This window comes from Streptomyces sp. NPDC102402 (assembly GCF_044765765.1).
Classification (GTDB): Bacteria; Actinomycetota; Actinomycetes; order Streptomycetales; family Streptomycetaceae; genus Streptomyces.
The window spans coordinates 320393-341204 of the sequence record NZ_JBIWKR010000002.1 but is presented as its reverse complement, the minus strand read 5'-3'; the positions used below and the strand labels follow the sequence as shown (position 1 = coordinate 341204).

Here is a 20812-nt window from a genome sequence, read left to right as displayed (position 1 = left end):
CGGCCGGATCACTGGGATCCGGCCGGGCAACCCGTCAGACCTCTTCGACGCTGCTCGGCTCGCGCCGGGACAGGTCGATACCGAGCTCCTCCGCCGCGCGGAAGACGTCCTCGTCCGTGTCGCGCATCTCGATGGACATGCCGTCCGAGGACAGCACCTCCACATTGAGGCAGAGCGACTGCATTTCCTTGATGAGCACCTTGAAGGACTCGGGAATGCCCGGCTCGGGGATGTTCTCGCCCTTGACGATCGCCTCGTAGACCTTCACGCGGCCGGTCACGTCGTCGGACTTGATCGTCAGGAGTTCCTGGAGGGCGTATGCGGCGCCGTAAGCCTCAAGGGCCCACACCTCCATCTCACCGAATCGCTGACCACCGAACTGCGCCTTACCACCCAGCGGCTGCTGCGTGATCATGGAGTACGGGCCGGTCGAACGCGCGTGGAGCTTGTCGTCGACCAGGTGGTGCAGCTTGAGGATGTACATGTACCCGATCGAGACCGGGTCCGGGAACGGCTCGCCGGAGCGGCCGTCGAACAGGTTGGCCTTGCCCGAGGGCAGGACCAGCCGGTCGCCGTCGCGGTTCGGGATCGTGGCCTGGAAGAGGCCGGTGATCTCGTCCTCGCGCGCACCGTCGAAGACGGGGGTGGCGACGTTGGTGCCGGGGGCGACCTGGTCGGCGCCGATGGCCTGCAGGCGCTGGGCCCACTCGTCACCGAGGCCGGAGACGTCCCAGCCGCGGCTGGCGAGCCAGCCGAGGTGGATCTCCAGGACCTGTCCCGGGTTCATTCGGGACGGGACACCCAGCGGGTTGAGGATGATGTCGACCGGGGTGCCGTCCTCCAGGAACGGCATGTCCTCGATCGGGAGGATCTTCGAGATGACGCCCTTGTTGCCGTGACGGCCGGCGAGCTTGTCACCATCGGTGATCTTGCGCTTCTGCGCGACGTAGACGCGGACCAGCTGGTTCACGCCCGGCGGGAGCTCGTCGCCCTCCTCGCGGTCGAAGACGCGGACGCCGATGACCTTGCCGATCTCGCCGTGCGGGACCTTCAGCGAGGTGTCGCGCACCTCGCGCGCCTTCTCACCGAAGATCGCGCGGAGCAGGCGCTCCTCCGGGGTCAGCTCGGTCTCACCCTTGGGCGTGACCTTGCCGACGAGGATGTCGCCGGCGACGACCTCGGCACCGATACGGATGATGCCGCGCTCGTCGAGGTCGGCGAGGACCTCTTCGGAGACGTTCGGGATGTCCCGGGTGATCTCCTCCGGGCCGAGCTTGGTGTCACGGGCGTCGACCTCGTGCTCCTCGATGTGGATCGAGGAGAGGACGTCGTCCTGCACGAGGCGCTGCGACAGGATGATCGCGTCCTCGTAGTTGTGGCCCTCCCAGGGCATGAACGCCACGAGGAGGTTCTTGCCGAGCGCCATCTCACCGTTCTCGGTGGCGGGCCCGTCGGCGAGGACCTGGCTCTCGATCACGCGGTCGCCCTCGGAGACGACGACCTTCTGGTTGACCGAGGTGCCCTGGTTGGAGCGCGAGAACTTGGCGATGCGGTACGTGGTGTACGTGCCGTCGTCGTTCGTCACGGTGATGTAGTCCGCGGAGACCTCCTGGACCACACCCGCCTTCTCGGCCTTCAGCACGTCACCGGCGTCGGTGGCACAGCGGTACTCCATGCCCGTGCCGACCAGCGGCGCCTCGCTCTTGATGAGCGGGACGGCCTGACGCATCATGTTCGCGCCCATGAGGGCACGGTTGGCGTCGTCGTGCTCGAGGAAGGGGATCATCGCGGTCGCGACCGACACCATCTGGCGCGGCGAGACGTCCATGTAGTCGACGTCGTCACCGGGGATGTAGTCGATCTCCCCGCCACGACGGCGGACCAGGACGCGGGCCTCGGTGAAGCGCATGTCCTCGGAGAGCGTCGCGTTCGCCTGGGCGATCACGAAGCGGTCCTCTTCGTCGGCCGTCAGGTAGTCGACGTCGTCGGTGACGACGCCCTCGACGACCTTGCGGTACGGCGTCTCGATGAAGCCGAACGGGTTGATGCGCCCGTAGGAGGCGAGCGAACCGATCAGACCGATGTTCGGGCCTTCGGGCGTCTCGATCGGGCACATGCGGCCGTAGTGCGACGGGTGGACGTCACGGACCTCGAAGCCGGCGCGCTCACGGGACAGACCACCCGGGCCGAGGGCGTTGAGACGACGCTTGTGCGTCAGGCCCGACAGCGGGTTGTTCTGGTCCATGAACTGGGACAGCTGGCTGGTGCCGAAGAACTCCTTGATGGAGGCGACGACCGGCCGGATGTTGATCAGGGTCTGCGGCGTGATCGCCTCGACGTCCTGGGTGGTCATGCGCTCGCGCACGACGCGCTCCATACGGGCGAGACCCGTGCGGACCTGGTTCTGGATCAGCTCACCGACGTTACGGATACGGCGGTTGCCGAAGTGGTCGATGTCGTCGGTCTCGACCATGATCGAACGGCCGGACTCGCCGACCGTCTCGGTCTCGCCGGCGTGCAGCTTCACCAGGTACTTGATGGTGGCGATGATGTCGTCGCTGGTGAGGACACCCGCGTCGAGCGGCTCGTCGGCGCCGAGCTTCTTGTTCACCTTGTAGCGGCCGACCTTCGCGAGGTCGTAGCGCTTCGGGTTGAAGTAGAGGTTCTCGAGCAGCGTCTGAGCGGCCTCGCGCGTGGGCGGCTCGCCCGGACGCAGCTTGCGGTAGATGTCGAGCAGCGCGTCGTCCTGGCCCTGGGTGTGGTCCTTCTCCAGGGTGGCGCGCATCGACTCGTACTCGCCGAACTCCTCGAGGATCTGCTCGGTGGTCCAGCCGAGAGCCTTCAGGAGGACGGTGACGGACTGCTTGCGCTTGCGGTCGATGCGGACACCGACCATGTCGCGCTTGTCGATCTCCATCTCCAGCCAGGCACCCCGGGACGGGATGATCTTGGCGGAGAAGATGTCCTTGTCGGACGTCTTGTCGATGGAGGAGTCGAAGTAGACACCCGGCGAGCGCACGAGCTGCGACACGACGACACGCTCGGTGCCGTTGATGACGAAGGTGCCCTTGTTGGTCATGAGCGGGAAGTCGCCCATGAAGACCGTCTGGGACTTGATCTCGCCGGTCTCGTTATTGGTGAACTCGGCCGTGACGAAGAGCGGCGCGGCGAACGTGAAGTCGCGCTCCTTGCACTCGTCGATCGAGTTCTTCGGGGGCTCGAAGCGGTGGTCGCGGAACGTGAGCGACATCGACCCGGAGAAGTCCTCGATCGGCGAGATCTCCTCGAAGATCTCCTCCAGGCCGGACTTGGTGGGGACGTCTTGTCCGCTGTCCAGAGCAGCCTCGACGCGAGCCTTCCAGGCGGCGTTGCCGAGGAGCCAGTCAAAGCTCTCGGTCTGCAGCGCGAGGAGGTTCGGAACCTCGAGGGGCTCCTTGATCTTTGCAAAAGAGATGCGCAGCGGGGCGGTGCTGGCACCGTTGTTCGTATTCGAGGTCGAGGCGTTGCGCGAGGCGGCCAAGAGGGGGTCCTTCCGAGGGCTCGGACTCACTACGCGCGTACCGGCCCCAAGCCGCACACAGAGACAGGAATCCCAAGGTCCCCAAGGTCGGGGAAGGTCCGGTCATCGGTGCTAGGCGTGGGCATGCCCCTGGTGACGGGCAGGAGGCAGCTAACAGGCAGCGCAAAGGGTCAGTGTAGCCAAGCGGCACACTGATGTCCAGTCGGGGTTCTCAGAGACCCACGTTGCTCTCAACAGCTGTTCTCAACACCTATGAATAGCCCTCGCGCGGTGTGCGCTCTTCTTTACTGCCCTCTTCGCTCTCGATCCATGCCTCGGATGCGGATCGAGATGACGACGCGTCCTGAGAATTGCGCGCCGCGTGCGGTTCGTCAAGGCCCCCAGGGCCCCGGCGGACGGCCGGCGATCTTCACCTGCGCCCGGAGGACGCCGGTTGACGCCTCATGGCGCCCCGGAGAAACGCACGGCGAAGATCACCCTACTCGCCGCGCGCCGAAGATCAAGGCAGCCGCTTGAGGCACGCCAAAGGGCGACCACCCGGATGGGTGATCGCCCTTTGCGATGTGACATCCCCGCCTCGCGGCAGGGACTTACCTCACGGAGTCAGAGGACTCGCAGGGTCACTTGACCTCGACGGAGGCGCCGGCGCCCTTGAGGGACTCGGCAGCCTTCTCGGCGGCCTCCTTGGCGACCTTCTCGAGGACGGGCTTCGGGGCGCCGTCGACGAGGTCCTTGGCCTCCTTGAGACCCAGCGAGGTCAGCTCACGCACGACCTTGATGACCTGGATCTTCTTCTCGCCGGCACCCGTGAGGATGACGTCGAACTCGTCCTGCTCGGCCTCGGCCTCAGCGGCGGGGCCACCGGCGGCGGGACCGGCAACGGCGACGGCCGCGGCGGCGGTGACGTCGAACTTCTCCTCGAAGGCCTTCACGAACTCGGAGAGCTCGATGAGGGTGAGCTCCTCGAACTGGGCGAGCAGGTCTTCCTGGCTGAGCTTCGCCATGATGGCGTCCTTCCACTAATTCGGCAGGTGCCGGATGTATATGTAGGCGGGCGTACGGGCCCGCTGCGAGCCGGTGGAGCGGAGTGTTACTCCGCCACCTCGGCGTCGGCGGGAGCCGACGTGTCGGCACCGCCCTGCTCGGCCTTCTTGGCGCGAAGCGCTTCCGCGGTGCGGACGAACTTCGACGGCAGAGCCTGGAAGAGCTGCGCAGCCTGAGTCTGCTTGCCCTTCATGGCGCCGGCCAGCTTGGCGAGCAGAACCTCGCGGGACTCGAGGTCCGCGAGCTTCTTGATCTCATCGGCGGACAGCGCCTTACCGTCAAGGACACCGCCCTTGATGATGAGGTTGGGGTTGTCCTTGGCGAAGTCACGAAGACCCTTCGCCGACTCCACCGGGTCACCGGTGATGAAGGCAACCGCCGTCGGACCTGCGAACAGGTCGTCCAGCGTGTCGATCCCGGCCTCGTTGGCCGCAATCTTGGTCAGCGTGTTCTTCACCACGGCGTACTGGGCGTTCTCACCGAGCGAACGACGCAGCGTCTTGAGCTGCGCCACGGTGAGACCCCGGTACTCGGTCAGCACGGCGGCGTTCGAGCTGCGGAACTGGTCCGTCAGCTCGGCTACCGCGGCAGCCTTGTCGGGCCTTGCCATGAGCGTCGGCCTCCTTCCGGGTGATGAGGACCGCTCAGAAGGGGCCGGAAAAGACGAAACGCCCCGGCGCAGGCGCCAGGGCGTAGCTCGACCGAATGAATCCGGGAGCTTTCCACAGTCACCTGCGCAGGTCGTCCGTTCTTGACGGATCCTTCGGTCACCGTTCCCCTTGCGAGGACGCGGCAACGACCAGCGGTCTTTGGCTTCTTCGTGAGAGTACGCGACCGGGGCCGTTCGGAGCAAATCCGTCCCGGTTCGACCGGTGCGAGAGGTTTGAACGCCTCTCGGACGGCTCACGGACCCCCTGTCGCGTACGAGGACGGGCCCCGCTGCCTCCGAGAGGCTGCGGGGCCCGTCCCATGCCGTGACGACGGCTACCGGGTGAGCACGGGGGCTCAGACGGCGGCCGGGTCCTCCTCGACGAGGAGGTTGCGCACGCGGTTGGCGTCCAGCGGGATGCCGGGGCCCATCGTCGTGCTCATGGTCGCCTTCTTGATGAAGCGGCCCTTGGCGGCGGACGGCTTCAGACGGAGGATCTCCTCCAGAGCGGCGCCGTAGTTCTCGACCAGCTTCGTGTCATCGAAAGAGGTCTTTCCGATGATGAAGTGCAGGTTCGAGTGCTTGTCGACGCGGAACTCGATCTTGCCGCCCTTGATGTCGTTGACAGCCTTGACGACGTCGGGGGTGACGGTGCCGGTCTTCGGGTTCGGCATCAGACCACGCGGACCGAGCACGCGGCCCAGGCGGCCGACCTTGCCCATGAGGTCCGGCGTGGCGACGACGGCGTCGAAGTCCAGACGGCCCTTCGCCACCTCGTCGATGAGCTCGTCGGCGCCGACGATGTCGGCGCCCGCGGCTTCCGCGGCCGCAGCACGGTCACCGGTCGCGAAGACCAGGACCCGGGCGGTCTTGCCGGTGCCGTGCGGGAGGTTCACGGTGCCGCGGACCATCTGGTCGGCCTTGCGAGGGTCGACACCCAGGCAGAACGCGACCTCGACGGTGCCGTCGAACTTGGTGGTGGCGGTGTCCTTGGCGATCCGGACGGCCTCGAGCGGGGCGTAGGTACGCTCCCGGTCGATCTTCGCGTCCGCAGCGCGGAGGTTCTTGCTGCGCTTCACATCTACTCCTGATGGTTTCAGAGTGTGGAGTCGTGGTGCGGACCAGCGCTTGGTCCTACCACTGTGGGGCTACGGGGCTGACTTCAGCCTTCGACCGTGATGCCCATGGAACGGGCGGTGCCAGCGATGATCTTCGACGCGGCGTCGAGGTCGTTGGCGTTCAGGTCGGGGAGCTTGGTCGTGGCGATCTCGCGGACCTGGGCGGCCGTGAGCTTGGCGACCTTGGTCTTGTGCGGCTCGCCGGAGCCCTTGTCCACACCCGCGGCCTTGAGGATCAGCTTGGCGGCCGGCGGAGTCTTCGTGATGAAGGTGAAGGAGCGGTCCTCGTAGACCGTGATCTCCACCGGCACGACCATGCCACGCTGCGACTCGGTCGCGGCGTTGTAGGCCTTGCAGAACTCCATGATGTTGACGCCGTGCTGGCCCAGTGCGGGACCGACCGGCGGCGCCGGGTTGGCCGCACCGGCGTTGATCTGGAGCTTGATAAGCCCCGTGACCTTCTTCTTCTTGGGAGGCATTGCTCTCTCCGGGTCCTAGTGAGAGTGTTTCGCCGCCGTTCCGGTCATCCGGATGGAGGCATACCGCACAACGATAACGGGTATAGCTGCGCGACCAAAAACCGAGCAGGTCAGACCGGCTGCGAAGCCTGTCTGACCTGCTCGGTAGGCATGTGTCCAGAAGCTGGCGGAAAGCCCGTCAGTTCTTCTGGATCTGGTCGAAGCTGAGCTCGACCGGAGTCTCGCGACCGAAGATCTCGACGAGGCCCTTGACCTTCTTCGAGTCGGCGTTGATCTCGTTGATCGTCGCCTGCAGCGTCGCGAAGGGGCCGTCGGTGACGGTGACCGAGTCGCCCACCTCGAAGTCCAGGACCTGGACCTCGACCTTGCGGGCCGGAGCCGGCTTGCCCTCGGCCTCGGCCGCCTCGCGGGCGGCCTTCTCCTCGGCCTCGGGGGCGAGCATCTTGACGATCTCGTCCAGGGTCAGCGGGTACGGGTCGTAGGCGTTGCCCACGAAGCCGGTGACGCCGGGCGTGTTGCGGACAACACCCCAGGACTCGTTCGTCAGGTCCATGCGCACCAGGACGTATCCCGGGAGCTTGTTCTGACGGACGTTCTTCCGCTCGCCGTTCTTGATCTGGACGATCTCTTCCTCGGGCACCTCGGCCTGGTAGATGAACTCCTCGACGTTGAGCGAGACGGCGCGCTGCTCCAGGTTGGCCTTCACGCGCTTCTCGTAGCCGGCGTACGTGTGGATGACGTACCACTCACCGGGCAGCCCGCGCAGTTCCTCACGCAGGGCGGTGACGGCGTCGACGGGGGCGGCCTCCTCGGCGGGCTCGTCGTCGGCGTCTTCCGCGGCTTCGTCGTCCTCGTCGGACTCGGCGGCTTCGTCGTCCTCGTCGGACTCGGCGGCCTCTGCGTCCTCGTCGGACTCGGCCTGCACGGCGTCCTGCTCCGCAGGCTCTCCCGCGGCGGCGTCAGCAGCTTCGACCTGGTCCGGGGCCACGGCATCCGCCGCCTCGACGATGTCGAGCTCGTCCTCGGCGGACTCGACGGCGCTCGCCGTGGGCTCGGCGTCGTCGTTCAGGTTCGGGTCAGACACGATGGCTGCTTCTTCCTGGATACATATGGGTGGAACACGCGAAAAGGGGCGCCTGTGAGGCGCCCTTCGCGAGGATCAGCCGAAGACGTACTTGATGACCCGCGCGAATCCGAAGTCAATCACGGTGACGAGGCCGATCATCACGACCACGAACGCGATAACGACAGCGGTGTAGGTCGAGAGCTGGCTGCGCGTCGGCCATACGACCTTGCGGAGCTCGGCGACGATCTGGCGGTAGAACAGCGCGAGACGGCCGAGAGGGCCCTTCTTGCCGCGCTTGCCGCCCTTCCGGGCCTTCTTCTTCGACTCGGGGGCTTCGTCCTCGGCATCAGGCATGTCGATGGAGCCCACGGCGTCCGTCACGCTACTCACCTGATTCCGGGTCGTGGCCGTGCCGCGCCCGGTGGAGCCGCACGGCGGTGCATTGAAGTACGTACATGCGCACACATCCTGGCGAAGGAGTGTGTAGCAGGGCCGGAGGGACTTGAACCCCCAACCGCTGGTTTTGGAGACCAGTGCTCTACCAATTGAGCTACGACCCTTTGTGGTTTCCACCAACCTACCGCATCTTCCCCGGTGGGCCGGTTGGGAAAACGGTGCGGCTGATGAAGGCCAACGACAGGTGAGTGTACGTGCTCAGGGGCCTCGCGTCGAACAGACAACTACCGACCGGTCCTGTCCGGATGCTGTCCGAGTGCTGTCCGGTCCCTGAAACCCCTGTGCCCGGGCCTTTTGCGGTCTGCGAGCATGGGGGCATGAGCGCTGCAACTTCTCCGTCCGAGCGCCGGGTCTCGGCCCGCATCGGTGCGATCTCCGAGTCCGCCACCCTCGCCGTCGACGCCAAGGCCAAGGCCCTGAAGGCCGCCGGGCGTCCGGTGATCGGCTTCGGCGCCGGCGAGCCCGACTTCCCGACACCCGGCTACATCGTCGACGCCGCGGTCGAGGCCTGCCGCAACCCGAAGTACCACCGCTACACCCCCGCAGGCGGGCTTCCCGAGCTCAAGGCCGCCATCGCGGAGAAGACCCTGCGCGACTCCGGCTACGAGGTCGACGCGTCCCAGATCCTGGTGACCAACGGCGGCAAGCAGGCCATCTACGAGGCCTTCGCCGCGATCCTCGACCCGGGCGACGAGGTCATCGTCCCCGCCCCGTACTGGACCACCTACCCGGAGTCCATCCGTCTCGCGGGCGGTGTCCCGGTCGAGGTCGTCGCCGACGAGACCACCGGCTACCGGGTCTCGGTCGAGCAGCTGGAGGCCGCGCGCACCGAGCGCACCAAGGTCGTCCTGTTCGTCTCCCCGTCGAACCCGACCGGCGCCGTCTACAACGAGGCCGACACCGAGGCCATCGGCCGCTGGGCCGTGGAGCACGGCCTGTGGGTCATGACCGACGAGATCTACGAGCACCTGGTCTACGGCGGGGCCGCCGCCGCGTCACTCCCCGCGGTCGTGCCCGAGCTGCGTGACAAGTGCATCGTGGTCAACGGCGTCGCCAAGACGTACGCCATGACCGGCTGGCGGGTCGGCTGGATCATCGGCCCCAAGGACGTCGTGAAGGCCGCGACCAACCTGCAGTCGCACGCCACCTCCAACGTCAGCAACGTCGCGCAGGTCGCCGCGCTGGCAGCCGTGTCGGGCCCCCTGGACGCGGTCGCCGAGATGCGGACCGCGTTCGACCGGCGCCGCAGGACGATCGTGCGCATGCTCAACGAGATCGACGGCGTGTTCTGCCCCGAGCCCGAGGGCGCGTTCTACGCGTACCCGTCGGTGAAGGGCCTGCTCGGCAAGGAGATCCGGGGCAAGCGTCCGGCGGACTCCGTCGAGCTCGCGGCCCTCATCCTGGACGAGGCAGAGGTCGCCGTGGTCCCGGGCGAGGCGTTCGGCACCCCGGGTTACCTGCGGCTGTCCTACGCCCTGGGCGACGACGACCTGGCAGAGGGCGTGTCGCGGCTCCAGAAGCTGCTGGGCGAGGCCCGCGACTGATCACGCGCGCATCAGGTGGCCCCCGGCTCAGGCCGGGGGCCACTTTTTTGTTCGACGGATCACTCACAAGGGAATCCGGCTACCGCGAGGCACCCCGGGTGCGGCAAGATCCTTCAATGGAGCGTGACGTACGGCTGTTGCCCAAGGCCCACCTGCACCTGCACTTCACCGGGTCGATGCGGCCAACGACCCTGCTCGAACTGGCGGACAAGTACGGGGTCCGCCTGCCCGAAGCCCTGACCGGCGGCGAACCGCCGCAGCTGCGTGCGACCGATGAACGCGGCTGGTTCCGTTTCCAGCGCCTCTACGACATCGCCCGCTCCTGCCTGCGCTCTCCGGAGGACATCCAGCGGCTGGTGCGCGAGACGGCCATGGAGGACGTCGCGGACGGGTCCGGATGGCTGGAGATCCAGGTCGACCCCACCTCGTACGCACCCCTGCTCGGCGGGCTCATCCCGGCCATCGAGATCATCCTGGACGCCGTGGACAGCGCGGCGAGGGAGACCGGGCTCGGGATCCGGGTGGTGATCGCGGCGAACCGGATGAAGCATCCCCTGGACGCCCGGACGCTGGCCCGGCTCGCCGTGCGCTACGCGGACCGGGGAGTCATCGGCTTCGGGCTCTCCAACGACGAACGTCGCGGGATGGCGCGCGACTTCGACCGCGCCTTCGCCATCGCCCGCGAGGGCGGCCTGATCGCGGCGCCGCACGGCGGCGAGCTGTCGGGCCCCTCCAGCGTCCGGGACTGCCTGGACGACCTCGACGCGGCCCGGATCGGGCACGGCGTCCGGGCGGCCGAGGACCCGAGGCTGCTTCGCAAGCTCGCGGAGCGGGGAGTGACGTGCGAGGTCTGTCCGGCGTCCAACGTGGCGCTCGGCGTCTACGAGAAGCCCGCGGACGTACCCCTGCGCACTCTGTTCGACGCGGGGGTACCGATGGCGCTCGGCGCGGATGACCCGCTGCTCTTCGGTTCACGGCTGGCCGCGCAGTACGACCTCGTACGCCGTCATCACGCGTTCACCGACGAGGAACTGGCCGAGCTGGCACGGCAGTCCGTGCGGGGGTCGGTGGCTCCCGCCGAGGTGCGGGAGGAGCTGCTGGGCGGGATCGACGCCTGGCTCGCTAACTGATGCCGCCCAGCAGGGTGCGCGCGAGGGAAGCGGCGAAGTCGTCCAGCGGCTGCGGGGCGCCGCCCATCTCGTAGGCGAAGGCGCGCTGGGCGCACGCGCCCAGCAGCAGCGAGGCGGCGGCGTAGGTGTCGGCGCCGGGGCGGACCCTGCCCGCCTGCTGTTCGGCGCGCAGGTAGGCGTCCAGCCCCTGGATGGGCTTGTGCGGGCCTGTGCCCATCTCCCGCATCGCGGCCTCGTGGCGGTGCTTGAGCCGGGGATCGGCGTACAGGGAGGCGAGCACCGGAAAGGTCTGCTCGTAGAAGAGCGCTGCCTGGCGGGCGACGTCGGTGAGGTTCCGCTCCAGTTCGCCCCTGCCCGGCTCCAGGTCGCTCAGGAGTGGGCCCAGCTTCGGCATCCGTTCGCCGAGAACGGTCACGAAGAGCTCTTCCTTGCTCCGGAAGTACTTGTACAGCGCCGCCTCGGAACAGCCTGCGGCCTTGGCGATCTCCTTCGTGGTCGTCCGTGCGAGGCCGATGCCGAGCATGAGTTCGTGCGCCGCGTCGACGATGCGGATGCGGGCCGGCTTCTGCTCCATGGGTGCTCCAGAACGGCTTGACGAACGGGTGAGTGTCCGCTCACTCTATGGGTAAGTGAATACTCACCCACTCGGAGGCGCACGCCATGAGGATCACAGTGTTCGGAGCGACCGGGGCCGTCGGCCAGGAGATCGTGAGGCAGGCGCTCTCGACGGGGCACGAGGTGACGGCGGTGGTCCGGGACCCGGCCCGGCTCCCGGAGGGGCTCCGGGCCGCGGATCCGAGCGGGGTCGTCCCGCTCGGGGACGCGGCGGCCGTGCGGGCCGCGGTGGCGGGGAGGGACGCGGTGCTCTCCGGGCTGGGCTCCCGGGGCCGCAAGGCCGGCGACGTGGCGGAGAGACTCACGCGGCAGGTGCTGGGGGCCATGGAGGCGGCGGACGTGCGGCGGCTGCTCGTCGTGAGCGCGGCACCGGTCGGCCCCGAGCCGGCCGACGACCCCCTGCTGGACCGGGCGGTCCGCCGGGTGATCGGCACGGTCCTCAAGGAGGTGTACGCGGACCTGACGCGCATGGAGGCCGCGCTGGCCGCCAGTGCGACGGACTGGACGTCGGTGCGTCCGCCGAAGCTCACGAACGGCCCGCTGACGGGGACCTACCGCACGGTCGTGGGCGGCACCCCGCGCAGCGGACGGTCCATCGCGCGGGCCGACGTGGCCCATGCGATGCTCGCGCTGATCGACGAGCCGGGCGCCGTGAAGCAGGGCGTGGGCATCGCCTACTGAACGGCGCCCCGGGCGGCCTGCCCCGCACGCCCCGCAGGCCACCCGGCTGGCGTCCCGGCCGGTGCACAGCGCCCGGCGGGCCACCCGGCGGGCGTCCCGGCCGGTGTGCAGGCCGCCCGGAGGGCGCCCCTACAGGCTGACGCCGACCGTCACCGGCTCGTTGACGAGAGTGACCCCGAAGGCCTCGTGGACACCTGCGACGACCTCGCGGGCCAGGGCCAGCAGGTCCTCGGTGGTCGCGTCGCCGCGGTTGGTGAGGGCGAGCGTGTGCTTGGTGGAGATGCGGGCGGGGCCCGTCCCGTAGCCCTTGGTGAAGCCCGCCTTGTCGATGAGCCAGGCGGCCGAGGTCTTCATCCGCCCATCGCCCGCCGGGAAGGCCGGGGGTGCGGTGTCCGCGCCCAGGCGCTCGGCGGCACGCGCCAGGAAGGCAGCGTGTTCCGCCTCGCCGAGGATCGGGTTGGTGAAGAAGGACCCGGCCGACCAGGTGTCGTGGTCCTCCGGGTCGAGCACCATTCCCTTGCCCGCCCGCAGCCGGAGGACGGTTTCGCTGGCCGAGGCGGCGGGGACGCGTTCGCCCTGCTCGACGCCCATGGCCCTGGCCGTCTCCGGGTAGCGGAGCGGCGCGGACCGGCCGCCCGCGTCCTCCAGCCCGAACCGGACACGGAGCACGACGAAGCGGTCCGGCTCGGCCTTGAAGCGGCTGTGGCGGTACGAGAACGCGCAGGCCTCGTTCGGGAGTACGACCGTCTCCCGGGTCTGCCGGTCGTAGGCGACGACCTCCGTGATGACCGAGGACACCTCCTGGCCGTAGGCACCGACGTTCTGGATCGGCGTCGCTCCGGCGGACCCGGGGATCCCGGCGAGGCACTCGATCCCGGCGAGGCCCGCTTCGACCGTACGGGCCACGGCGTCGGTCCAGACCTCGCCGGCGGCCAGTTCGAGCGCCGTACCGGAGAGCTCGAAGCCCTTGGTGGCGATACGGAGGGCCGTTCCGTCGAAGCCCTTGTCGCCGATGACCAGGTTGGAGCCGCCGCCGATGACCAGGAGCGGGGTGCCGCTGTCGTCGGCCTCACGTACGGCGGCGATCACCTCCGCGTCGGTGGTGGCCGTCAGGAGGCGGCTGGCCGGACCGCCGAGCCGGAAGGTGGTCAGGGGGGCGAGGGGGGCGTCGTGGAGTTCCTGCACGGGGACAAGAGTACGGTCCGCGGCCCCGTCGCCCGGGTGGGGCCACGGGCGCGCGAAGGGCGCCCTCCGAGGAGAGCGCCCTTCGGTCCGTTCTGTGCGGCGCCGCGTCAGGCCAGACGGACGACCGCGCGGGACATGCCCAGCACCTTCTTGCCCTCGCTCATCGCCGTCAGGTCGATCCGCACCAGGTTGTCGTCGAGCTTCGCGGCCACCTTGCCGCTGACCTCGACCAGCGCCCCGGTGTCGTCGTTCGGGACGACGACGGGCTTGGTGAACCTCACGCCGTACTCGACGACCGCACCGGGATCGCCGGTCCAGTCCGTGACCACCCGGATCGCCTCGGCCATCGTGAACATGCCGTGCGCGATGACATCCGGCAGTCCGACCTCGCGCGCGAACTTCTCGTTCCAGTGAATCGGGTTGAAGTCACCGGAGGCGCCCGCGTACTGCACCAGCGTGGCCCGCGTCACGGGGAACGACTGCGCCGGCAGCTCCGTGCCGACCTCGACGGCCCCGTAGGCGATGTTCGCCGTCATCACGCCTCCTCGGCGGCACGCGCCACCAGCTTGGTCCACGCGGTCACCACGTGTTCACCGGACTCGTCGTGCACCTCGCCCCGGATGTCCAGGATGTCGTTGCCCGCCATCGTCTTGACGGCCTCGATGGTGGAGGTGACCGTCAGCCGGTCCCCCGCCCTGACGGGGCGCCGGTAGGCGAACTTCTGGTCGCCGTGCACCACCCGGCTGTAGTCCAGGCCCAGCTGGGGGTCCCGGATCACCTGGCCCGCGGCCTTGAAGGTGATGGAGAAGACGAATGTGGGCGGAGCGATCACGTCCGGGTGCCCGAGAGCCTTGGCGGCCTCCGGGTCCGTGTACGCGGGATTGGCGTCACCCACCGCTTCCGCGAACTCCCGGATCTTCTCCCGGCCGACCTCGTACGCCGGGGTGGGCGGATAGGTCCGCCCTACGAAGGACTGGTCGAGCGCCATGAGCCCGGTACCTCCTGATGAAAGTCGAATGGGGCGGGGAACCACCCCAACCCCCAGATAAAACGACACGAGGCCGCCCCCAGTGGGGACGGCCTCGTGTACGAGCCTGTTTCAGCGCGTTTCGCGGTGCGCAGTGTGTGAGTTGCAGCGCGGGCAGTGCTTCTTCATCTCAAGACGGTCCGGGTTGTTACGCCGGTTCTTCTTGGTGATGTAGTTCCGCTCCTTGCACTCCACGCAGGCCAGCGTGATCTTCGGGCGGACGTCGGTGGCAGCCACGTGAGTGCTCCTTGGACGGACGGATGGACGGATGAACGCATAAAAGAGTAGCCGATCGAAGGACCGACCCTGCAATCGGCTACCGTTAGTAGCGGTGACCGGACTTGAACCGGTGACACAGCGATTATGAGCCGCTTGCTCTACCGACTGAGCTACACCGCTTTGATGACGGGCTTCCCCGCCGAAGCGGGGTCGCCTGATCACCAGAGCCCCAATGCGGAATCGAACCGCAGACCTTCTCCTTACCATGGAGACGCTCTACCGACTGAGCTATTGGGGCGAGCGAGGAAGACATTACACGGTCCCTCGCCGATCGCCCAAATCCGTTTCCGCCGCCCCCGCCGCACCCCTCGCCGGCCTCCGCGAAGCACCCGCCCCCACCCCCTGATCAGGCCCTTGATCAGCACGTACGCGATCTCCGCGGACGACTGCGCGGACCCTCCCGGCACCCCGCTCCCGGCCCGCCCCGGCCCGGCCCCGCAGGGCCACATTCGTACGACTAATTCGCTCCTCCACGGAGTGGGCGGAGCACCCGCCTAGGCTCGGCGCACTCTGCGTGATCTTGAATTCCCTCCAGGAGCGGCGCGATGCCCGACAGCCACAGCGACGCGTCCGCGCTCCTCCTCAGTGGGGCCCGGCTCGTGGACGGGCGCACCGTCGACGTGCGGATCGGCGGCCCGCGCATCGAGGCCGTCGGGACCGCGGGCAGCCTCACCACCCCGGGGACCCGTCTGGACCTGCGCGGCTACCTCCTGCTGCCCGCCCCCGCGGAACCCCACGCCCACGCGGACACGGCGCTCACCGGCACCGCGACGGGCCCGCCGTCCTACCGGCCCGAGGACGTGCGGCGCCGCGCCACGGAGGCCGCGCTGCTCCAGCTCAGCCACGGGGCCACCGCGGTGCGCGCCCACGTGCGCGTCGGCGACGTCCAGGGGCTCGGCTCCCTCGAAGGCGTCCTGGGTGCCCGCCGCTCCCTGCGCGGCCTCACCGATCTGACCGCCGTCGCCGTGCCCCGGCTCCTCACCGGCGTCGCGGGCGCCGACGGGCTCGCGGCACTCCGTGACGCGGTGGACATGGGTGCGGGCGTGGTCGGCGGCTGCCCCGACCTCGATCCCGATCCGGCCGGCCACACGGAAGCGGTCCTGGACCTCGCCGCTGCCCACGGCCTGCCGGTGGACCTGCACACGGACGGTGAGGACCCCGCCCGGCTCGCCCGGCTGGCCGCCATGGCGGGGGGACTCCGACCAGCGGTCTGTCTCGGCCCCTGCGCGGGCCTCTCGCGGCTTCCCGGCCACGAGGCGGCCTCCGTCGCCGACCGGCTCGCCGCCGCCGCTGTCACGGTGGTCTGCCTTCCGCAGGGCGGCTGCTCGGGCACCCTGTTCCGCGGGAGGCCGCCCGTACGGCTGCTGAGGGCCGCCGGGGTGCGGGTGGCGGCGGGCGGCGGGGCCCTGCGCGACAGTTCCAACCCCGTGGGCCGCGGCGACCCCCTGGAGGCCGCGTACCTGCTCGCCTCCCAGGAGGGCCTCGGCCCCGAGCAGGCCTACGACGCCGTCTCCGACACCGCCAGGGCGGCCCTGGGCCTGCCCGTGGTGCGCATCGAGGCGGGCTTCCCCGCAGAGCTCCTGGCCGTGCGCGGGGAGGAGCTGGCAGGCGCGCTCTCCCTCGCGTACAGCCGGATCGTGGTGCACCGGGGACGGGTGGTGGCACGGACCAGCGCCGTGCGCGAGTACTGCGACTCCGAGGCCGCGGCCGCCCTGGACCTCCCCCGTCAGGGTCGCACCGACTCCGGCACGGGGTCCGGGCCTTGCGCATGAGCACGTCGCGCGGCGTACGGTCGGAAGCATGCGCATTGTCATTGCAGGTGGACATGGTCAGATCGCGCTGCGGCTGGAGCGGCTGCTCGCCGCGCGCGGTGACGAAGCGGTGGGTGTCATCCGCAATCCTCAGCAGAGCGAGGACCTGAGGGCGGCAGGGGCCGAGCCCGTCGTCCTCGACCTCGAATCGGCGTCCGTCGAGGAGGCGGCGGAGGTCCTGCGGGGGGCGGACGCGGCGGTCTTCGCGGCCGGCGCCGGCCCGGACAGCGGCTCGGAGCGCAAGGACACGGTGGACCGCGGAGCGGCCGTGCTCTTCGCCGACGCGGCGGAGCGGGCGGGTGTGCGCCGCTACGTCGTCGTGTCCTCGATGGGCGCCGACCCCGCTCACCCCGGCGACGAGGTGTTCGACATCTACCAGCGGGCGAAGGGCGAGGCGGACGCGTACGTACGTTCCAGGAGCGGTCTGGACTGGACGGTCCTGCGCCCCGGGATGCTGACGAACGACGCCGGCAGCGGCCAGGTCCTGCTCGCCGCCTCGACGGGCCGCGGCCCGATCCCCCGTGACGACGTGGCGGCGGTGCTGGCGGAGCTGCTGGACACCCCGGCGACCGCGGGCCTGACGCTGGAGCTGATCAGCGGCTCCACGCCGGTGACGGTCGCGGTGAAGGACATCGCGGGGAACTGAGGCGCGACGCGGTGCGGCCGGCGCCCGGAGGGGTGCGGTTCTCCGCGGGCCGGGCCCCGCGCTGCGGTTCTCCGCGGGCCGGGCCCGGCGGAGAACCGCACCGGACCGGGCGGTCATCCGTCATCCGCACACCGGCCGTCGCGCCGTGGTGCCGGAGGCGGGCGGGTGATCGGGGTACACGCCCGGGGTGACGACCCGCCGACCTGGAGACCTCCATGCATCTCACGTACCCGGCCGCCGCACCGCAGGAGCCCTCGGGCGGCATCGCCGGCTGGGCCACCGGACTCGTCGAAACCATGGGCGGTCCCGGAGCCGGCCTGGCCATCGCCCTGGAGAACCTCTTCCCGCCGCTGCCCAGCGAGGTGGTCCTGCCGCTGACCGGCTTCGCCGCCGGGCAGGGCGTCCTCAGCCTGGCCTCGGCGCTGTTCTGGACCACGCTCGGCTCGGTCGTGGGAGCCCTGGTCCTCTACTGGATCGGCGCGGCCTTCGGCCGGGAGCGCATGCACGCCCTGTGGGCGAAGCTGCCGCTGGTGAAGGCCTCCGACCTGGTGCGCACGGAGGAGTGGTTCGCCGAGCACGGCACCAAGGCGGTCTTCTTCGGCCGCATGGTGCCGGTCTTCCGCAGTCTGATCTCCGTCCCCGCGGGTGTGGAGCGCATGCCACTGCCCGCCTTCCTCACCCTGACGGCACTCGGCAGCCTGATCTGGAACTCGGTCCTGGTGATGGCCGGTTACTGGCTGGGCGACCGGTGGGAGTCGGTGGGGACGTACGTGGGGTTCGCCTCCAAGGCGGTGCTCGCCCTCGCGGTCGTGGCCGTCGTGACGTACGTGGTCCTGCGGCTGCGCGGCAGGGACCGCGCTCAGCACCGCCGCAGTTCATGAACCGTCCGGGCACGCGCGGGACGGTCCGGGCGGTCTTGTCGCGGCCCCGCCGGCGCACCGGGCTCCGTCGTCGCGCAGGGGGGTCCCGCGGACCTCACCACCCGTCACCTCGCGGGCTGCCAGGGCGCAAGCGCCCCGGAACGGCGGGGAGCGAGCCCGGCCGGGCCGTCTCCCGGTGGCGCCGGGGCGAGGCGTTGCGGCCTGCCGGAGCGGCTGCGGGATACCGTCGGGCACATGGACGGTGGCCTTGATCGCCGAGGTTGGCTCGCCTGCCTTCTCAGCGGGGCGGTGTTCGCGGTGTGCATGGCGGGGACCACTCTGCCGACGCCTCTCTACAGCCTCTACCAGGAGAAGCTCGGATTCTCCGAGCTGACGGTGACCGTGGTGTACGCCGTGTACGCCTTCGGCGTCATCGGAGTGCTCCTGCTGGCGGGCAACGCCTCCGACGCGGTCGGCAGACGCCCCGTGCTCCTCTGGGGCCTGGGCTGCGCGGCGGCGAGCGCGGTCTGCTTCCTGTGCGCCACCGCTCTGGGCTGGCTCTTCGCGGGACGGCTGCTGTCGGGCCTGTCGGCCGGGCTGTTCACCGGGGCCGCCACCGCGTACGTCATGGAGCTGGCACCGGGCCGGGACTCCCCCAGGGCCTCGTTCGTGGCGACGGCGGCGAACATGGGCGGCCTGGGCTGCGGGCCCCTGCTCGCGGGAGTCCTCGCCCAGTACGCTCCCTGGCCGCTGTACCTGCCGTTCATCGTGCACCTGGCGCTGCTGGCGGCTTCGGGGGCCGTCCTGCTCGGCCTGCGGGAGACCGTGCGCGTGCGGCGGCCTCTGAGCACGGTCCGCCCGCAGCGGCCCGGACTGCCCCCCGGGGTCCGGGTGGTGTTCCGGCCGGCGGCACTGGCCTCCTTCGCGGGATTCGCCCTGTTCGGGGTGTTCACCTCGGTAAGCCCGGCGTTCCTGTCCCAGTTCCTGGACGTGGACAACCACGCGGTGAGCGGGCTGATCGTCGCGCTGGCCTTCTTCTCCTCGATCGCCGGACAGTCGGCGGTCGGCAGGATCGGTGAGCGGCGGTCACTTCCCCTGGGCTGCGCGGGACTCCTCGGCGGGCTGGCGCTGCTCGCGGCCGCGCTGTGGTGGCAGTTGCTGCCCCTGGTGGTGCTGAGCGCGCTCCTCGGCGGTGCGGGCCAGGGCCTGACCTTCCGGGCCGCCCTGGCCCAGGTAGCGGCGGCGTCACCCGCGGACAAGCGGGCGGCGGTCATCTCGACGCTCTTCGTGGTGGCCTACGCGGGCATCTCCCTTCCGGTGATCGGCGTGGGCGTCCTGTCCGTCCACATCGGCCTCCAGGACGCGGGGCTGGTCTTCATCGCGTGCATGGCGGTCCTGGTCACGGCCGCCGGGATCTACCTGGTGCGGCGGCGGCCGGGGGGTGCCGGAGCGTGAGCGGGACACGGCGTCCGCGGGCGATGGAGGCAGGGTTCCCCGCTCCCGGGCCGCCCTCGCATGACATGTGCGACGAACGGGACGACGCATGACGGAAGGCAAGGGTCGAGCGGTGAGCCGGACCGAGGACACCGCCGAGGGCGCAGGACCGTTCACCACCCGGCTGACCTGGCGCCTCGGTGACGGAGGCACGGCGGTCTGGGAGTCACGGCAGGCGCGCAAGCGCGGCCTGCTCACCGTGCGGGCCGCGGGCGCGTCGGAGTCCCGCTCCCGCAGCGCGGACAGCGCGTCGGTGGAGCGCATCCGCCGGCTGAACGCCATGGCCGCGGGTGCGTTCGTGATCGGCGGGGGCCTGTTCGTCGCCGGGGCCTCGGTGGCCCAGTTCGGCACGGGTGGTGCGACGGGGGCCTGGATCTACTTCGCCGGCGGCCTGTTCTTCAACGCGGGTGGCTACGCGTCCCTGCTCCAGGCGGTCAACGCTCCCCGCCGGGACGGCGGGATCGCCGCCCTCGCCGCACAGCGCTGGAGATGGTGGAGCTACGAGCCCGGCCGGATCGACTGGCTGAGCACCTTCCTGCTGTTCGTGGGCACGCTCGTGTTCGGGGTCAACCTGCTGGGTTCCCTGTTGCAGGGGCTCACCGTGCAGCAGGTGGACAGGTTGGTCTGGGCCCCTGACCTGATCGGTTGCACGCTGTTCCTCGTCTCGGGGCACACGGCCCTGCTGGAGGTCTGCCACGGCCGTCCAGGCGTCCGCCCCCATGATCTCGGCTGGTGGATCGTGGCGGTCAACCAGCTCGGGTCCGTGCTGTTCATGGGCTCGGCACTGGCCGACTTCACCCGCCCGGCGACGGGAAGCGTCGTGAACATCGACATCGCCAACTGGGGCACGCTCGCCGGTGCGCTCTGTTTCTGCGCCGGCGGGGTGCTGCAGTTCTACGAGCGCCCTTAGGCCCTGCTGCCGACGTCCTTCGTGCCCCCACGTGCATACATGCAGAAACCCCGCCCGACCTGGTCTTTAAGCAGGTCGGACGGGGTTTCCCGTCCTGTGGCGGCGCCAGGGTTCGAACCTGGGTAGGCTGAGCCGGCAGATTTACAGTCTGCTCCCTTTGGCCACTCGGGCACACCGCCTGGAACGGCGCTTCGGATCCCGGTGAGGGCTCCTTGGCGACGACGTAAACGATACCTGATACCCGGGGGTGCTACGCCACCTGGTTGATCAGCGCCAGGGGCGCGCGCGGGTGGCTAGG

At 69.7% G+C, this 20812-nt stretch carries 20 protein-coding genes and 4 tRNA genes; 8 read left to right on the top strand and 16 right to left on the bottom strand.

Annotation, left to right across the window (positions count from 1 at the left end; genetic code table 11):
* Positions 1-34: 34 nt before the first annotated feature.
* From rpoB to ACIRJR_RS06380, 8 genes are all read right to left on the bottom strand, one after another.
* Positions 35-3520 (bottom strand): DNA-directed RNA polymerase subunit beta, encoded by a 3486-nt coding sequence (gene rpoB, locus ACIRJR_RS06415; protein WP_376374181.1) that lies wholly within the window; start codon positions 3518-3520, stop codon positions 35-37.
* Positions 3521-4140: 620 nt separating this feature from the next.
* A complete protein-coding gene (rplL, locus tag ACIRJR_RS06410) occupies positions 4141-4524 on the bottom strand; it encodes a 50S ribosomal protein L7/L12 (RefSeq protein ID WP_103517760.1) in 384 nt (127 codons plus the stop codon).
* Between the two features lie 86 nt (positions 4525-4610).
* A complete protein-coding gene (gene rplJ / locus ACIRJR_RS06405; RefSeq protein WP_403774706.1) occupies positions 4611-5174 on the bottom strand; it encodes a 50S ribosomal protein L10 in 564 nt (187 codons plus the stop codon).
* A gap of 395 nt (positions 5175-5569) precedes the next feature.
* A complete protein-coding gene (rplA, locus tag ACIRJR_RS06400; RefSeq protein ID WP_033297585.1) occupies positions 5570-6292 on the bottom strand; it encodes a 50S ribosomal protein L1 in 723 nt (240 codons plus the stop codon).
* An 83-nt stretch (positions 6293-6375) separates the two neighbouring features.
* Positions 6376-6810, bottom strand: coding sequence for a 50S ribosomal protein L11 (gene rplK, locus ACIRJR_RS06395; protein ID WP_010058817.1), 435 nt, complete (start codon positions 6808-6810; stop codon positions 6376-6378).
* Positions 6811-6988: 178 nt separating this feature from the next.
* Positions 6989-7894: a transcription termination/antitermination protein NusG gene (gene nusG / locus ACIRJR_RS06390; RefSeq protein WP_403774702.1), complete on the bottom strand. Its 906-nt coding sequence runs from the start codon at positions 7892-7894 to the stop codon at positions 6989-6991.
* Positions 7895-7969: 75 nt separating this feature from the next.
* Positions 7970-8257: a preprotein translocase subunit SecE gene (gene secE, locus ACIRJR_RS06385; RefSeq protein ID WP_356532983.1), complete on the bottom strand. Its 288-nt coding sequence runs from the start codon at positions 8255-8257 to the stop codon at positions 7970-7972.
* A gap of 106 nt (positions 8258-8363) precedes the next feature.
* A tRNA-Trp gene (locus ACIRJR_RS06380) sits at positions 8364-8436 on the bottom strand.
* 213 nt (positions 8437-8649) lie between these two features.
* On the opposite strand from ACIRJR_RS06380, the gene ACIRJR_RS06375 reads away from it, so the two are divergent.
* Both ACIRJR_RS06375 and ACIRJR_RS06370 read left to right on the top strand, forming a co-directional pair.
* A complete protein-coding gene (locus ACIRJR_RS06375) occupies positions 8650-9876 on the top strand; it encodes a pyridoxal phosphate-dependent aminotransferase (protein WP_403774698.1) in 1227 nt (408 codons plus the stop codon).
* Positions 9877-9992: 116 nt separating this feature from the next.
* Positions 9993-11006, top strand: a complete 1014-nt coding sequence (locus ACIRJR_RS06370) for an adenosine deaminase (RefSeq protein WP_403774695.1) — start codon at positions 9993-9995, stop codon at positions 11004-11006.
* Here the strand turns inward: ACIRJR_RS06370 and ACIRJR_RS06365 are convergent.
* Positions 10999-11580, bottom strand: a complete 582-nt coding sequence (locus ACIRJR_RS06365; RefSeq protein ID WP_403774691.1) for a TetR/AcrR family transcriptional regulator — start codon at positions 11578-11580, stop codon at positions 10999-11001. The genes ACIRJR_RS06370 and ACIRJR_RS06365 overlap by 8 nt on opposite strands.
* A gap of 86 nt (positions 11581-11666) precedes the next feature.
* On the opposite strand from ACIRJR_RS06365, the gene ACIRJR_RS06360 reads away from it, so the two are divergent.
* Positions 11667-12302 (top strand): NAD(P)-dependent oxidoreductase, encoded by a 636-nt coding sequence (locus ACIRJR_RS06360; RefSeq protein WP_403774688.1) that lies wholly within the window; start codon positions 11667-11669, stop codon positions 12300-12302.
* 129 nt (positions 12303-12431) lie between these two features.
* Here ACIRJR_RS06360 and ACIRJR_RS06355 read toward each other — a convergent pair whose 3' ends face one another.
* From ACIRJR_RS06355 to ACIRJR_RS06330, 6 genes are all read right to left on the bottom strand, one after another.
* The gene (locus tag ACIRJR_RS06355; protein ID WP_403774685.1) at positions 12432-13487 is read right to left on the bottom strand and encodes a UDP-N-acetylmuramate dehydrogenase; all 1056 of its coding nucleotides are present in this window, start codon (positions 13485-13487) and stop codon (positions 12432-12434) included.
* A 107-nt stretch (positions 13488-13594) separates the two neighbouring features.
* The gene (locus ACIRJR_RS06350; protein WP_403774682.1) at positions 13595-14023 is read right to left on the bottom strand and encodes a MaoC family dehydratase; all 429 of its coding nucleotides are present in this window, start codon (positions 14021-14023) and stop codon (positions 13595-13597) included.
* Positions 14023-14475, bottom strand: coding sequence for a MaoC family dehydratase N-terminal domain-containing protein (locus ACIRJR_RS06345; RefSeq protein ID WP_403774679.1), 453 nt, complete (start codon positions 14473-14475; stop codon positions 14023-14025). The genes ACIRJR_RS06350 and ACIRJR_RS06345 overlap by 1 nt, the downstream gene beginning before the upstream one ends.
* Before the next feature lie 111 nt (positions 14476-14586).
* Positions 14587-14751: a 50S ribosomal protein L33 gene (rpmG, locus tag ACIRJR_RS06340; protein WP_003956487.1), complete on the bottom strand. Its 165-nt coding sequence runs from the start codon at positions 14749-14751 to the stop codon at positions 14587-14589.
* Positions 14752-14840: 89 nt separating this feature from the next.
* A tRNA-Met gene (locus tag ACIRJR_RS06335) sits at positions 14841-14913 on the bottom strand.
* A 45-nt stretch (positions 14914-14958) separates the two neighbouring features.
* Positions 14959-15031 (bottom strand) — tRNA-Thr (locus tag ACIRJR_RS06330).
* A gap of 307 nt (positions 15032-15338) precedes the next feature.
* Between ACIRJR_RS06330 and ACIRJR_RS06325 the strand changes: the two genes are divergently transcribed.
* From ACIRJR_RS06325 to ACIRJR_RS06305, 5 genes are all read left to right on the top strand, one after another.
* Entirely contained in the window at positions 15339-16565 is a 1227-nt protein-coding gene (locus ACIRJR_RS06325; RefSeq protein ID WP_403774676.1) for an amidohydrolase family protein, read from the top strand.
* Between the two features lie 28 nt (positions 16566-16593).
* Positions 16594-17250, top strand: a complete 657-nt coding sequence (locus ACIRJR_RS06320; protein WP_403774673.1) for an SDR family oxidoreductase — start codon at positions 16594-16596, stop codon at positions 17248-17250.
* A gap of 215 nt (positions 17251-17465) precedes the next feature.
* Positions 17466-18131, top strand: coding sequence for a DedA family protein (locus ACIRJR_RS06315; protein WP_403774670.1), 666 nt, complete (start codon positions 17466-17468; stop codon positions 18129-18131).
* Between the two features lie 234 nt (positions 18132-18365).
* Complete coding sequence (locus tag ACIRJR_RS06310; protein WP_403774667.1) at positions 18366-19565, top strand: MFS transporter; 1200 nt, start codon at positions 18366-18368, stop codon at positions 19563-19565.
* Positions 19566-19677: 112 nt separating this feature from the next.
* Complete coding sequence (locus ACIRJR_RS06305; protein ID WP_403774664.1) at positions 19678-20514, top strand: hypothetical protein; 837 nt, start codon at positions 19678-19680, stop codon at positions 20512-20514.
* A gap of 97 nt (positions 20515-20611) precedes the next feature.
* Here ACIRJR_RS06305 and ACIRJR_RS06300 read toward each other — a convergent pair.
* Positions 20612-20693 (bottom strand) — tRNA-Tyr (locus ACIRJR_RS06300).
* Positions 20694-20812 lie beyond the last annotated feature (119 nt).

What these genes read in the sequence shown, in the direction of transcription:
- ACIRJR_RS06375 (WP_403774698.1), top strand. Translation starts at nt 8,650, where the DNA reads ATGAGCGCTGCAACTTCTCCGTCCGAGCGCCGGGTCTCGGCCCGCATC.
- ACIRJR_RS06310 (WP_403774667.1), top strand. Translation starts at nt 18,366, where the DNA reads ATGGACGGTGGCCTTGATCGCCGAGGTTGGCTCGCCTGCCTTCTCAGC.
- ACIRJR_RS06315 (WP_403774670.1), top strand. Translation starts at nt 17,466, where the DNA reads ATGCATCTCACGTACCCGGCCGCCGCACCGCAGGAGCCCTCGGGCGGC.
- ACIRJR_RS06350 (WP_403774682.1), bottom strand. Translation starts at nt 14,023, where the DNA reads ATGACGGCGAACATCGCCTACGGGGCCGTCGAGGTCGGCACGGAGCTG.
- rplL (WP_103517760.1), bottom strand. Translation starts at nt 4,524, where the DNA reads ATGGCGAAGCTCAGCCAGGAAGACCTGCTCGCCCAGTTCGAGGAGCTC.
- ACIRJR_RS06365 (WP_403774691.1), bottom strand. Translation starts at nt 11,580, where the DNA reads ATGGAGCAGAAGCCGGCCCGCATCCGCATCGTCGACGCGGCGCACGAA.
- rplJ (WP_403774706.1), bottom strand. Translation starts at nt 5,174, where the DNA reads ATGGCAAGGCCCGACAAGGCTGCCGCGGTAGCCGAGCTGACGGACCAG.
- rplK (WP_010058817.1), bottom strand. Translation starts at nt 6,810, where the DNA reads ATGCCTCCCAAGAAGAAGAAGGTCACGGGGCTTATCAAGCTCCAGATC.
- ACIRJR_RS06325 (WP_403774676.1), top strand. Translation starts at nt 15,339, where the DNA reads ATGCCCGACAGCCACAGCGACGCGTCCGCGCTCCTCCTCAGTGGGGCC.
- ACIRJR_RS06345 (WP_403774679.1), bottom strand. Translation starts at nt 14,475, where the DNA reads ATGGCGCTCGACCAGTCCTTCGTAGGGCGGACCTATCCGCCCACCCCG.
- ACIRJR_RS06320 (WP_403774673.1), top strand. Translation starts at nt 16,594, where the DNA reads ATGCGCATTGTCATTGCAGGTGGACATGGTCAGATCGCGCTGCGGCTG.
- ACIRJR_RS06370 (WP_403774695.1), top strand. Translation starts at nt 9,993, where the DNA reads ATGGAGCGTGACGTACGGCTGTTGCCCAAGGCCCACCTGCACCTGCAC.
- ACIRJR_RS06360 (WP_403774688.1), top strand. Translation starts at nt 11,667, where the DNA reads ATGAGGATCACAGTGTTCGGAGCGACCGGGGCCGTCGGCCAGGAGATC.